Below are 13,725 nucleotides of genomic sequence, written 5' to 3'. Positions count from 1 at the left end.
AGAGATAGTAGAGACGATGGGTGAAGACAGGGGTGGAGAATATGCTCAAGCTAGGGCAGAAAGTCGTAATAGTGTCGGATATGTTCGAACAGAATCTCCCCATTGGGGAATATGGTTATGTCATTGCTTATGATCGTAATGCAGACAATGTCTTCGACTACGTTCTTCGCGTACCGAAAGTAAACCGCAACTTCTATGTGCCTTCCATGGACATCGAATTGGAGGAAGTGCTGATCAGGGAAGAAGCGGAGCGTACGCAGCGCGATGCGTTAATTGATTTTGCGCTTGCAACGGGCAATGAAGAACTGTTCCATCGCGTAATGAACGGTGACGAGGCTGAGACACCCGATGTTAGCATAGGGAATGAAGAAGCGCAGAGCCGGGAAGAATTTATTCGCCAAGTGAATTTGAAGGCGTGGATATAATAGATTAGCGGGAGGGTCATCACACCTTCTGCAGCCTGCAAAAGAGAGCTGGAACCGTCATTCCGACGTTCCGAGCTCTCTTTTTTCTGTTTCAGCCGATCACTCTGCTGCCAAGCTCCTTATTGCGCATGTCGCAATACAGCTATTGGCCTGTGCTTGCTGCGGCAGCAGCAGTTTCTTTCGCGCCATCAGCCGCTTGTCCTTCGACAGCTCCGCGACCGCGATCACCGCCACCATGGCCTCCACGCAATCCGCCTTTGAAGCCTTCGCTGTTCACGAGCTTCTCAATCCGCGCATCGAGATTTTCGATTTGCTTGTTCGCCTGCTCCTGCGTCAATTTTCCATCGGCAACTGCCGTGTTGATCCCTTCCACAGCAGCGCTTTTCAACGTTTCGGTCAGCTTTCCGATATCGACGCCCTTCTCCTTCGCCAACTCAGCGAGTGATTGGCCTGACGCGAGAGATTCCTTGAGCGCATCCTCCGTTATTCCGAGCAGCTTAGCCAGCTCTGCGGTATCCAATACGCCGGCCATCCCTTTGCCGAATAGTCCGCCTTTTCCCTTGCTGTCCAACTTGTCGAATTCGCCCAGCTTGCCATCCACCATACTGTCCAGATTCGTCTCGAACTGCTTCAACTGCTCTGCCTGCTTCTCCTTGAATTCGTCGTTTAACGCTTTTTTGAGCTGCTCGCGCGTCACGCCTTGCTGCTCAGCGGCTTGAGCCAGTGTGCTGCCTGCTGTCAGCATCTCCTTCAATGATTCCTGATCGAGCTTCAGCAGGTCCAGCAATTGCTGGCTTATAGCTCCGCCGAATCCGAACCCAATACCATGCTCTCTTCCCGGCTTAACGGTGTCACCTTCGCTTGCTTTTGTTGCATTGATAGTCGTTGCGGCCGTAGTTTTGGTGTCATTGACACTGCTCGCTGCATATGCGCTAAGAGGGATCATAACTGCCAGCGCTGCTGAGATGCCAACTGCTTTTATAACCTTGTTCATTCCATCATCTCCTGATCGTTTTTTGTTGAGGCACAAGAATGAGTATGGGCGTGCTACCTTAATTTAGGATGAAGGGAATATAAGAGCAGGATGAGTTCAAACTGAAAATTCACTTAAAACTGAGATTCAAAGTGGGCATGTCGTGTGTAATTCCATCATGTCAAGAAAAATATACAGAAACTATACATGGTAAAGGGAGAGATGTGCATGATAGGATTGCGTTCAAAGATGGGTCTTCTTCTGCTTAGTTTGCTGCTGCTGGTACCTACAATCGCTGCAGCGAAGCAGCAAAGTGTAACCGGCTCCACACAAGATTTGCGGGCTAAGTTCGGTCAGCTGCTTGGGGAGCATGTGCTTTTGTCGGTCGTTGCGATGCAGAAGGGCTATGACAAAGCATCCGGATTACCTCAAGCTGTTGAAGCATTGAAGCAGAACACTAGCGGCTTGACGGCGGCCTTCACAGCGGTTTATGGCGAGAATGCTGGCGATGCGTTCGAAAAGCTATGGGCCTCGCACATTGATTACTTCGTGGATTACACGAATGCGACAGCGGCCAATGACGATGAGGCCCGCAGGAAGGCATTAGGCAGTCTGGAAAGCTACCGAATGAAGCAGGCTCAATTTTTCGAAGATGCGAATCCGAGTTTTTTTGATAAGGATACCATCGCCGGCGAGCTGCAAATGCACATCTCTCGCATTCTGGGAGCCTTCGATGCCTATGTGAAAAAAGACTATACAGAGGCTTATGATCAAACACGCAGAGCGTACCGTCATATGTTCCAGACAGGAGATGCATGGGCGCTTGGAATCTCCAATCAGTACAAGGGCAACTATCCTCCGCTCAAGGAAAATGAAGAAGCCTCCAATCTTCGTTCCCAATTGGGACAATTGCTCGGCGAGCATGGCGCGCTAAGCACAATCGCAATGCAGAAGAGTGTCGATAATGCGGCGGATTTCAACGCTGTAGCTGCAGCATTGAGCAGCAACACGAATGAGCTGTCAGATGCGATCGGTTCAATCTATGACCAGTCGAGCGCGGATGCGTTCAAGACACTATGGGCCTCGCATATCGGATATTTGATTGACTACGCCAAAGCAACTGCGAACAATAATGTTGACGGCAGAGCCAAAGCGGTAGAGGATTTGGAGAAATATCGCGCAGCCCAAGCGAAGTTTTTCGCAGCTGCGAACCCTCTTTATTTCAAGGAATTCGAAATAGCTGCCATGCTGAAAGTGCATATTGACCATTTGATATTCGGCTTCAACAAATATGTGCAGAAGGACCATGAGCTGGCCTTTGATGAGATGCATGCCACGTATTCGCATATGTTTGTAACAGCGGATTCGCTTGCGAGCGGAATTACAGCCCAGTTCAATTATCAGGTTCCGGAATCAGAAACAACGCGGCCGCCTGCACCGCAGCAATCTACAGTTACGATGAAGGTTGGCAGCAAAACGATCAAAAATGACGTATCCGCCTTCACAATGGATGTAACGCCTTATGTCTATGCGGGAATCACGTATATCCCGGTTCGATACATGGCCGAGAGCATCGGCGCGAATGTCCAATGGACGCCCAAGACGAAAACAGCTGTCATTCAGTCTGGCAGCGATGCGGCTGTATTCTGGGCCGGGCAGTCGAAGATGAGCTTCAATGGAGTGGATCGGACGCTAGGCGCTTATGCCAGAGTTATAGACAAACGCTTATTCGTCCCTGTACGATTCATCGCAGAGCTTTATGGCTGGAAAGTGGATTACAACAAGACGGATTGGACGATTACACTGACCAAGATGCTGCCGTAATGAATACAATTTCATTTAACAAAGACGTCCTGCTGCTTAGGGCGTCTTTGTTGTGCATAGACGAGAAACAAAGGCGGTGGACCGATGCTTCAATTGCATTGAGTTTATCCTCGCTCTTACGCTATAATAGGAAGAATGAGCTAATGAATGGAGGGGAAGACGCGCCCATGAGCATTACAGTGAAGGATGTCGAGCATGTCGCCAATCTGGCGCGGCTGGAGCTGTCCGAGGGTGAGAAGGAACAATTCACCGGTCAGCTGAACGCCATATTGAAATATGCTGAGAAGCTCAACGAGTTGGATACAGAGCAGGTGGAGCCGACAAGCCATGTGCTGCCGGTAACGAATGTCATGAGAGATGACGTTGTGAAGGAATCCGTTACAGTGGAGATCGCGCTCAAGAATGCTCCGGATGAGGAAGACGGCCAGTTTAAAGTGCCGGCGGTGCTGGAGTAGCAGCAATGATCTCCGACTGTCCAATCGGAATGAACCGCCCGCTCTTGCAAGCGAGGCGAGTGTTGAAGGGAGGAACGACTGTTGGCACTCTTTGATTTGCGCCTTCAGGAAATACATAACAAGCTGACAAGTAAAGAATTGTCCGTAGGCGATCTTGTGGATGCCTCTTACCGCCGTATAGCGGAGACGGACACTTCCATACAAGCCTTTCTTACATTGAACGAGGAGGGCGCTCGCGCTGCTGCTTCCGAGCTGGACAACCAGCTTCAGCAGGGCGGTGAGCGCGGCCTCCTGTTTGGATTGCCTGCTGGCATTAAGGATAATATCGTAACCGAAGGATTGCTCACCACATGCGCGAGCCAGCTTTTGCGCAATTATGATCCTATCTACAGCGGTACGGCTGTTAAAAAGCTGAGCGCAGCGCAGTCGATTACAATCGGCAAGCTCAATATGGATGAGTTCGCAATGGGCGGCTCCAACGAGAACTCCAGCTTCTATCCGACCCGCAATCCATGGAATACCGACTATGTTCCGGGCGGCTCAAGCGGCGGCTCTGCTGCTTCCGTAGCAGCGGGACAAGTATATTTCTCACTGGGCTCTGATACGGGCGGTTCCATCCGGCAGCCTGCAGCTTATTGCGGAATCGTGGGGCTGAAGCCGACTTATGGGCTTGTGTCCCGTTTCGGCCTGGTAGCCTTTGCGTCTTCGCTGGACCAGATTGGCCCGCTTACGAAGAATGTTGAAGATTCCGCTTATGTGCTTCAAGCCATTGCGGGGTATGACGAGATGGATTCCACATCCGCGAATGTAGAGATTCCTGATTATGTTGGCGCATTGAGCGGCGATGTGAAGGGGCTGCGCATTGGCGTGCCTAAGGAATATTTGGGACAAGGGATCGATCCCAAGGTGAAGGAAGCGGTGCTGGCTGCACTAAAGCAATTCGAAAGCCTTGGCGCAACCTGGGAGGAAGTGTCGCTGCCGCATACGGAGTATGCTGTGGCCACCTATTACTTATTGGCTTCGTCAGAGGCTTCCTCAAACCTCGCTCGTTTCGATGGCGTTCGATATGGCGTTCGGGCGGACGATCCGGACAACCTGATCGACCTGTACCGCAAATCCCGGAGCCAAGGCTTCGGAGATGAGGTGAAACGCCGGATTATGCTTGGAACCTATGCGCTTAGCTCCGGCTATTACGACGCTTATTATTTGAAGGCGCAAAAGGTCCGTACGCTGATCAAGCAGGACTTTGACAACGTATTTAACAATTATGATCTTATTATCGGACCGACTGCTCCAACCGCGGCATTCCGCATCGGCGAGCAGGTGGGCGATCCTTTGACGATGTACTTGAACGATATTTGCACCATACCAGTCAGCTTGGCAGGCGTTCCTGCTATAAGCATCCCATGTGGTTTCGCGGACGGCCTGCCCGTCGGACTGCAAATTATCGGCAAAGCGTTTGACGAGCGTACCGTGCTGCGAGCTGCGCATGCGTTCGAGCAGCATACCGATCATCACAAAGCGCGCCCGCAGCTGTAACGCTTGCGGATGTTAAGGAAGCAGGAGGGCTAAAGCAATGGTGGAAGCAAGCAAATATGAAACGGTAGTAGGGCTCGAAGTGCATGTGGAGCTGCATACGAATAGCAAAATTTTCTGCGGCTGCTCCACATCGTTCGGCGCTCCGCCGAATACCCATACATGTCCGATTTGTCTTGGACATCCCGGCGTTCTGCCGGTATTGAACCGGCAAGCGCTGGAATTCGCGATGAAAGCGGCAATGGCGCTTAATTGCGAGATTGCCGATGTGAGCAAATTCGACCGCAAAAACTACTTTTATCCGGATTCGCCCAAGGCCTATCAGATTTCTCAATTTGACAAGCCAATTGGCGAGAATGGCTGGCTGGATATCGAGGTGAACGGCACGACGAAGCGAATCGGAATTACGCGCCTTCATCTGGAAGAGGACGCCGGCAAGCTCACTCACGTCGATGGCGGCTTTGCATCGCTTGTAGACTTCAACCGTGTAGGAACACCGCTGGTTGAGATCGTATCGGAGCCTGACATTCGCACCCCTGAGGAAGCAAAGGCTTATCTGGAGAAGCTTAAAGCGATTATGCTGTATTGTGAAGTTTCCGATGTCAAGATGGAGGAAGGCTCTCTGCGCTGCGATGCCAACGTGAGCTTGCGTCCGTATGGACAAGAGAAGTTCGGCATCAGAGCGGAGCTTAAGAACATGAACTCCTTCCGCGGCGTTCAGCGTGGACTGGAGTACGAGCAGATTCGTCAAGCGGACATTCTGGACAGCGGCGGCATCGTCGTTCAGGAGACCCGGCGCTGGGATGAAGCACAGGGCAAAACCTTTACGATGCGAAGCAAGGAAGAAGCGCATGATTACCGTTACTTCCCGGACCCGGATCTGGTACGGATCTATATCGATGAGGAATGGAAGGTGCGCGTCCAAGCATCGATCCCAGAGCTGCCGGATGCGCGGAAGGCGCGTTATACCGCTGAGCTTGGCCTCTCCTCCTATGATGCGGAAGTGATCACCTCATCCAAGAAGCTGGCAGACTTTTTCGAGGAAAGTCTTGGGTTTACGAAGGATGCCAAGTCGGTAGCGAACTGGATTATGGGCGATTTGCTCGGTTATCTCAACGCAGGCAATCTGGAGCTGGCCGACGTCAAGATTACCGGTCAAGGACTAGGCGAGATGATCGGTCTGATGGAGAAGGGAACAATCAGCAGCAAAATTGCCAAGACTGTCTTCAAGGAGATGCTGGAGAGCGGCAAAGGTCCTCAGCAAATCGTCGAGGAGCAGGGTCTTGTTCAAATTAGCGATGAAGGTGCGATTGCTGGCATCGTAGACAGCATCGTGACGGCGAACCCGCAGTCTGTAGAGGACTTCAAAGCGGGCAAGGAGAAAGCAATCGGCTTCCTCGTCGGTCAAGTAATGAAGGAAACAAAAGGAAAGGCGAATCCGGCGCTAGTCAACAAATTGCTGCTGGAACGCTTGAACCGTTAATAGCAAGGCACAGCTCGCCGACTATCCCACCCGCGGATGGTCGGCTTTTTTAAACGAGCTGGTGCATAGAATATGTTACAATATGCAATAAGTACTAGACAGAGAAAGGTCGGGGGTCCTGATGACGCTCTTGAGCAGCTTTAATCCGTGGTTCATTGATGAACTGCATATTTTTATTCGGCTCATGCTTGCCGTTTGCTTGGGCGGGTTAATTGGATTTGAGCGGGAGCAGTCCAATCATGCCGCAGGGCTTAGAACGAATATTCTCGTATGCCTGGGCTCTTGTCTGCTTATGATGCTCTCCATTTACGGCTTCTCTGACTTCGTTGACGAGCCTAATGTACGGGTTGACCCTGCCCGTTTGGCGGCAGCGGTTATTACAGGCATCGGCTTTCTGGGCGCAGGGACAATTCTATTCACAGGAAAATCAATAACAGGCTTGACTACGGCGGCATCATTATGGGTCGTATCGGCAATAGGACTTGCTGTCGGCTCCGGGTTTTATTTTGCCTCCGTCACGTCGACAGTGCTTGTGCTGCTTATTCTTTGGGCACTTAACAAAATCGAACGGAAATATGTGAAGGGCAAGAAGCAATATCTGTTCAAGATCGAATCCGATGATCGATCCGTGCTTCTTCGGGCCATCAACTCCATCCTGATCGAACGCGGTGTGCGCATACGTGAAATCGCCGTGAACGAATTTACTGATCATAACCGGGGCAAGCAAGTAACACTGCAAGTATTTGTCACTCTTCCGAAGGCGGAGGCGGTAATGGCATTGATCGAAGACATAAGAGAGCTTGATGGCGTACATGCTGTAAAAGCAGAATAGCGTATAATGAACATCACGAGCACGAGCAGGTTCTTGAAGGGGGCTAAACATGATGCACGAACATAAGCGATTTAATCGAAAATTAGCGTCATTGCTTGCCTTTCTTATCCCTGGGACAGGTCATTTAGTACTAGGCTTCCATCTAAGGGGGCTTGTGCTGCTCACGGGCACTATTACGGACATTGTTGCTATTATCCGCTTTGCAGATGAAGGAGGAGGCAGGTTCGCGCTGCTTCTTGTCTATCTTGGGCTTGCACTGCCGTTATTTTGGTTCTACAGCGTATTTGATACACTGCAGCAATTGGCAAGGCTCAAAGAAGGCAGCAGTCCGCTGGAGACGAGTAGCTCCGGCCTTATAAAAAGCGCCCTGCAGGGGGTAGCCGTTATCGCGATAGGCTTGCTGCTGCTCGGGCTTGTCCGATCGCCTCATGTACTCTCGCCTTGGCTGGATGCAGTTGGTGTATACGGACCCGGAATAGGACTTATCATCATCGCGTTAGCTATTGTTGCAAGGAGGGGGAGGAAAATGCTCAGGATGGGGCGATTCACCGCAGCGAGCATAATTATTTTAGTAGGCGGCTTACTGCTGTGGGATCGGATAAAGGGGCGCAATGACATTGAGCTGCTGGGGCAATGGTGGCCTGCCGCATTTGTGCTGCTAGGAATTGAGGTTGTAATTTTCAGCTTTGTATTTCGTTCTAACAATAAGCGAATTTCATTCGATATATTGGGCAGCTTCTTCGCAGCAATCATAGCGGTTACAGCTTTCGTCGTGACACAATATGCGGCGATGCCCTTTCAATGGCTGGACGACTTGAAGGTGAATTTGACGGGACTAAGCGACTATGGCGAAGAAAAGGGCTTTAAATATGAGAAGGAAGTACAGACAATCCCTGTCGGAAAAGATACAACGAAAATTTCCATCGATAATCCGAATGGTAAAGTGACCTTGCGCAAGGGCGACGTGTCTGAAATCGAGGTGGAAACGGTCATATGGGTGGATGCCAAGGATCAGCAGGAGGCAGACAGCGTTGCAGATGGCTCCATAGTTGCAGTAAGCGAGGGCGAGACGGTAACCATTGAGGCGAAAGGGCAATCTTATAGTGATAATGGCAGCCGTAAGCCGCGTATAAATATAAGAGTTACCATTCCTGCGCATTCGCAATTTGGCCAGCATCTGAGTGCAGCCAAGATAAATTCAAATTCATTGCGTGGACCCGATGAAACTTCGGAGCCGCTTGTTTCGTCTACAACAGTAGAGGACGTCAAGGAAGGATCAGTAGTCCCGGATAACGGAGGGGAATCTGGAGTCAATCCCGGTGGAGGCAATGGATCGACCGAAGCCGAAGGCGATGCGCAGAACTCTTCAAGCGGGGATTCAACGAGTAATAACGAGGCTGATGATGCTAACGAAGCTAACGAGGAAGAGGTAGAAACAGAGCTTACCCTTCATGTAAGCAATGGTTCTGTTGACATTTCGGGTCTTGTATTTACTGGCGGCGCTCAGGTAAAGGTGACCAACGGGGAAATTACGCTGCGCCATCTAACCGCTTCAGTGAAGGCTGAAACGAAGAATGGACGGATTGAAGCTCAGGACATTACAGGCCATGTACAGCTTGACACCTATAATGGCAATATCAAAGCGATGCGTATTGTTGGCGACATGCAGGGATCGACTTTGAGCGGCAACATCGAGCTGGACCGGATCAAGGGCAATACGGCTGTTGATACCAAGAATGGAGAAATCAAGATTCGTGAAGCGGATGCATCCATTACTGCCGATACGCTTAACGGCAACATTGATATTCAAAGCGCTGTTGTAGGCGGGGATTGGAATATCGACAGCTCGATCGGCGAGATTAACATCGTCGTACCGGATACCGGGCATTATACCGTCAACGGCTCGGTTACCTTTGGCACAATCACCACGGATCTTCCGCTTATAACAAGCAAAAAAACGATAACAGGCGATATCGGCATTCCGGAATATCGAATCAATATAGACGCAAACAGCAGTATCGCGGTTAATCGTTACATCCCGAAATGAGCCCCTGTTCATTGACAAAATGAAAAGCAAGCACGTACAATGGTTCTAATGAAGCAGAAAGGACGTGAAGGGCATGGGTGCGACCGTTGAGGAAGCGTTGGAGCAGTTGAAGAGTACCGGCGTCCGTATGACCCCGCAGCGTCATGCTATCTTGAGTTTTCTAATGAATTCTATGACTCACCCTACAGCTGATGAGATCTATAAGTCACTTTCACCTGCTTTTCCTAGCATGAGCGTAGCGACAATATATAATAATCTGAGGCTGTTTGTAGAAGCCGGACTCGTTCGCGAGTTGACCTACGGTGATGACTCAAGCCGGTTTGACGCTGATTTATCCGAGCATTATCATGCGATATGCCGCAGCTGCGGCAAGATTGAAGACTTTGATTATCCTCCTCTGACAGAGGTGGAGGCCGTGGCATCCAGAGAAACAGGCTTCAAGGTGCATGGACATCGCATGGAAATATACGGATTTTGTGCGGAATGTGCGAAACCAACATCCTGATAGATTGAACAAGTCGGATACAAGAATCAAACGTGCAGAGGGTGAGCGCATCACTCGTCATCTGCGCGTTTTTTATTTCCAGTAAGGAATCGTTGACAACAGGAGGAGAAGGAGAGACGTGGAAACCGTACAGATCAGGGGGCGCCGCCGTCGTGAGGGCGGTTCGTTAAAATGGCTTGTCCTTATATGTGGACTTATCGCCATGGCAGCAGTAATTTGGTTTGGCTGGCAGCGATTCGTTCCGAACAATGAAGAGGTCACGCCCGAATATGGCAAATCTCATCCCATAATAGTAAAGGGCAGTGTATTGAAGGAAAGTGCAATTATTGAGGATGGCTCTGTAAAAGTACCGCTGCCCGTCGTGCAGCAAGCGCTAGAACTTGCCGATGCGGTTCATTATGAGGAGAAGACGGGCTCTATCGTGCTTACAAATGCGCATAAAGTGCTTCATTTGAAGACGAACAGTTTGACTGCCCGCATTAATAGCAAACCGTACGAATTGCGTTTTGCTGCTGAAGTGAAGGACAAGCTTGTTTATATTCCAACAGCTCCGCTTGAGGAGATGTACGGCATTCAAGTGGAATATGACAGCAAGTCTGATATCGTCACTATTCTGCTAGCGGAACAATCGGTGCAGCAAGCCGAGGCGCCCGAGGAAACGGCAATTCGCACAGAACCAACGATACGCGCTCCAATCGTGCACCGTGTCTTGCAGGCGGAGACTGTCCGCATATGGGGAGAGCAGGATGGCTGGTATCGTGTTCAAAGCAGCAATGGCGTCCTTGGTTATATGGCCAAAGGGGATTTGGCTTTAACGGATGTGGAGAGGATTGAGCCGCTGAAGACGGAGCCGCCCTTTATTGCATGGAAGCTGCTGGGCAGTAAAATTAATATGACCTGGGAAGCCGTATATACGAAAACACCGAATACGAGCAAGATCGGACCATTAAACGGGGTTAATGTAGTGAGCCCTACATGGTTCGAGCTGATCAATGGCAAGGGCGACATTAGCAGCAAGGCGGATCGCTCCTATGTAAACTGGGCGCATAAGAAAGGGATGCAGGTGTGGGGATTGTTCAGCAACGGCTTCGAGCCTGACCGTACCACCCAAGCGCTCGCTACAGTCGAATCCCGATTTCATATGATTCAACAGCTGATCGCCTATGCGGAATTGTACAAGCTGCAGGGAATTAATATCGACTTCGAGAATGTACACACTGCGGATAAGGCGAATCTCGTGCAGTTTGTTCGTGAGCTGACACCGCTGCTCCATGAAGGGAATCTTGTCGTATCTATTGATGTCACACCCAAATCCAACAGCGAGATGTGGTCCGTGTTCCTCGACCGCGCTGCACTAGGCAAAGTAGTTGATTATATGATGATCATGGCCTATGACGAGCATTGGGCATCAAGTCCGAAAGCGGGATCAGTAGCATCACTGCCTTGGGTAGAGCAATCCATACTGCGTATATTAGAGGAGGATGAAGTTCCAGCGGACAAATTAGTGCTCGGAATGCCGTTATATACCCGGTTATGGACGGAAAAGAAGGATGAGAGCGGAACGGTGAAGGTTAGCTCGAAAGCATTGGGAATGGAAGCTGTCAGCAAAATCATTGCAGAGCAGAAGCTTAAGCCGGTGTTGGACGAGCAAGCAGGCCAGAATTACGTAGAATATACCGAAGACGGCGCGAAGAAACGAATTTGGCTGGAGGATTCACTATCTATTAAAGCCAGAACCGCATTAGTGAAGAAATACAACTTGGCCGGCATAGCCACCTGGCAGCGGGCATTTCAATCCGATGATGTATGGGATATTATTCATCAATCATTAAATAAACGACCGTAACCTTTCGCTGCAACATAATAATGCCCCTCGTACAACGTAATATGTTGTGCGAGGGGCATTGTTATGTTTGTCATCTGGAAGGCGGTTCCCCCATTATAGCTGGGAAGCCTAGTCAACCACGGGATCTTCAGCAGGCATGTGAGTTGCTTTACTCGGGTCAAGCGTAATGATTGTTTTACAATACATGCAGCGGTCTGTTTTGCCAAGCATTTTCGTTTGTCTATGACATTCTGGACAGGTTAGAATGACTGCGCTGGTAGAGAGCATCCCGGCCCAGAAATAGACGCCTACGCTGAGAAGCATTCCGATCATGCCAATAACCATGAAGATGGCGGCGAAAATTTTACCTGCTTGTCCCCAAAAGACGATTCCGGCTGTTCCTGCTATCATAAGTCCCATTCCAGCCAGAGTGAACATGAGTCCCCATAGACGGAATTCATTGATTTTACTGGATTTAAAAAACATGATTTGTTCCTTTCTGACAATCGAAGTGGATTTCTCCGCAAGCATGCAGGAAACCAGACTGGCATTGTCGAACAAGAATTAAACTGCGAAATCATTATAGCTCAAACTGCCGAATGAAGCTATATGGAGGATAACCGTGGAACATATAAAAACACATTTTAAACAAAAATACGAGCACAACGATACAGTGATCAGCCTTGCGGTGATCGACAACCCCTATCCGTACAGTCCGCTTATTGATGGGCTGGATCTATTGGTGCTCAGCATTTCTACAGAATTTGAAGCGAGCCGAAGTACGGAGCATATACGGATTGGTGAAGAACGTGTCAAAATTATGACAGTTAATCCGAAGCAGCTGGAACAATGGATCGCCAGCGGCGAGAAGCGCAGTATTATCGAATGGCTCGTACGCGGAGAGATACTATTAGATCGGGATCTATATTTGCTTCAGATCAGGGAACGGCTGCTTATCTTTCCTGTTGCTCTTCGTGAGCAAAAACAGCTCGTTGAGTTCACCTACTTTATAAGGACCTATTTGAGGGCCAAGCAGGATTTGAAGGATAATAATTTATTGGATGCCTACAGCAGTATATTAACCTCGCTTAATCACTGGGCTCATATCGCATTAATTGAAGCGGGTGTCCATCCCGAGCTGACGGTATGGAAACAGATGAGGCGGTTTAATCCAGGCATATATAAGCTGTACGAAGAGCTTACTGTTAGTCCGGAAACGTTGGAGCAGCGAGTCCGTCTTGTTCTGCTTGCTTGTGAATTCTCTGCCATGAGCAAGATGAAATCGAGCTGCACACTGCTGTTCTCGATCTTGTCGAGTCGCGAGGAACCGTGGAGTGTAATGGAAATACAGATGCATCCGCTGATTGCCGCCTTGCATATTGAATTGTCATTGTTAATTCAGAAGCTGGCTATACGAGGCTATATAGAAGAAGTAGCCGCACTTCCAGATACGGGAGCTGCAGATGTTTTGGAGCTGCGGTATCGGTGCAATATTCCGAAGTGAAATAGCTTTTATTTTGTTCCTTATATGAAGGGAAAGAACACTGTGTGCATGCAGTGTTCTTTTTTTGAATTTATGCTTGACTAATTATCCGTTGATATGATAAATTACTTCTTACCGCCTCACGAGTTCATCTAAGAGATTAAATGGACGGCAAAAACTTTTTAAAAAAAGTACTTGCAATCGAGTAGGCAACTGTGATATATTAATCAAGTCGCCGCTGAGAGGTGACGACGAGATAAACAAGAATTTGTTCTTTGAAAACTGAACAATGAGCGACCTGTCAAACAGGTTTTAAATGTAAGTCAGCGATGAGCTA

At 49.4% G+C, this 13,725-nt stretch carries 12 protein-coding genes; 10 read left to right on the top strand and 2 right to left on the bottom strand.

Translation table 11 applies throughout. From position 1 onward, the window contains the following. Positions 1–41 precede the first annotated feature (41 nt). On the top strand, positions 42–425 hold the full coding sequence (locus tag L6H65_RS11265) for an ATPase (protein ID WP_236341994.1): 384 nt from the start codon (positions 42–44) through the stop codon (positions 423–425). 142 nt (positions 426–567) lie between these two features. Here the strand turns inward: L6H65_RS11265 and L6H65_RS11260 are convergent, their stop codons facing one another. After that, positions 568–1,419 (bottom strand): hypothetical protein, encoded by an 852-nt coding sequence (locus L6H65_RS11260; protein WP_236341986.1) that lies wholly within the window; start codon positions 1,417–1,419, stop codon positions 568–570. Between the two features lie 207 nt (positions 1,420–1,626). Here L6H65_RS11260 and L6H65_RS11255 point away from each other — a divergent pair, with 207 nt between their 5' ends. The 8 genes from L6H65_RS11255 to L6H65_RS11220 all read left to right on the top strand — a co-directional run bounded on the left by L6H65_RS11255 (position 1,627) and on the right by L6H65_RS11220 (position 11,926). Next, positions 1,627–3,222, top strand: a complete 1,596-nt coding sequence (locus L6H65_RS11255) for a copper amine oxidase N-terminal domain-containing protein (protein ID WP_236341984.1) — start codon at positions 1,627–1,629, stop codon at positions 3,220–3,222. Positions 3,223–3,389: 167 nt separating this feature from the next. Next, complete coding sequence (gene gatC, locus L6H65_RS11250; protein ID WP_236342549.1) at positions 3,390–3,677, top strand: Asp-tRNA(Asn)/Glu-tRNA(Gln) amidotransferase subunit GatC; 288 nt, start codon at positions 3,390–3,392, stop codon at positions 3,675–3,677. Between the two features lie 81 nt (positions 3,678–3,758). Further along, positions 3,759–5,216, top strand: coding sequence for an Asp-tRNA(Asn)/Glu-tRNA(Gln) amidotransferase subunit GatA (gene gatA, locus L6H65_RS11245; RefSeq protein WP_236341982.1), 1,458 nt, complete (start codon positions 3,759–3,761; stop codon positions 5,214–5,216). 37 nt (positions 5,217–5,253) lie between these two features. Next, complete coding sequence (gatB, locus tag L6H65_RS11240) at positions 5,254–6,696, top strand: Asp-tRNA(Asn)/Glu-tRNA(Gln) amidotransferase subunit GatB (RefSeq protein WP_236341974.1); 1,443 nt, start codon at positions 5,254–5,256, stop codon at positions 6,694–6,696. Positions 6,697–6,817: 121 nt separating this feature from the next. Then, the gene (locus tag L6H65_RS11235) at positions 6,818–7,528 is read left to right on the top strand and encodes an MgtC/SapB family protein (RefSeq protein ID WP_236341972.1); all 711 of its coding nucleotides are present in this window, start codon (positions 6,818–6,820) and stop codon (positions 7,526–7,528) included. Positions 7,529–7,577: 49 nt separating this feature from the next. Continuing rightward, complete coding sequence (locus tag L6H65_RS11230; protein WP_236341970.1) at positions 7,578–9,575, top strand: DUF4097 family beta strand repeat-containing protein; 1,998 nt, start codon at positions 7,578–7,580, stop codon at positions 9,573–9,575. Positions 9,576–9,648: 73 nt separating this feature from the next. Continuing rightward, the gene (gene perR / locus L6H65_RS11225) at positions 9,649–10,080 is read left to right on the top strand and encodes a peroxide-responsive transcriptional repressor PerR (RefSeq protein WP_236341968.1); all 432 of its coding nucleotides are present in this window, start codon (positions 9,649–9,651) and stop codon (positions 10,078–10,080) included. A 118-nt stretch (positions 10,081–10,198) separates the two neighbouring features. Continuing rightward, positions 10,199–11,926 carry a glycosyl hydrolase family 18 protein gene (locus L6H65_RS11220; RefSeq protein WP_236341948.1) on the top strand — a complete coding sequence of 576 codons (1,728 nt, stop codon included), beginning with the start codon at positions 10,199–10,201 and terminating at the stop codon, positions 11,924–11,926. Between the two features lie 108 nt (positions 11,927–12,034). Here the strand turns inward: L6H65_RS11220 and L6H65_RS11215 are convergent, their stop codons facing one another. After that, complete coding sequence (locus L6H65_RS11215; RefSeq protein ID WP_236341946.1) at positions 12,035–12,391, bottom strand: YgzB family protein; 357 nt, start codon at positions 12,389–12,391, stop codon at positions 12,035–12,037. A gap of 136 nt (positions 12,392–12,527) precedes the next feature. On the opposite strand from L6H65_RS11215, the gene L6H65_RS11210 reads away from it, so the two are divergent. Further along, positions 12,528–13,409, top strand: a complete 882-nt coding sequence (locus L6H65_RS11210; protein ID WP_236341944.1) for a nucleotidyltransferase-like protein — start codon at positions 12,528–12,530, stop codon at positions 13,407–13,409. Positions 13,410–13,725: the final 316 nt, after the last annotated feature.

It is taken from the genome of Paenibacillus plantiphilus (assembly GCF_927798095.1).
Taxonomy (GTDB): Bacteria; Bacillota; Bacilli; order Paenibacillales; family Paenibacillaceae; genus Paenibacillus_Z; species Paenibacillus_Z plantiphilus.
This window is presented reverse-complemented; position numbering and strand designations above follow the sequence as displayed.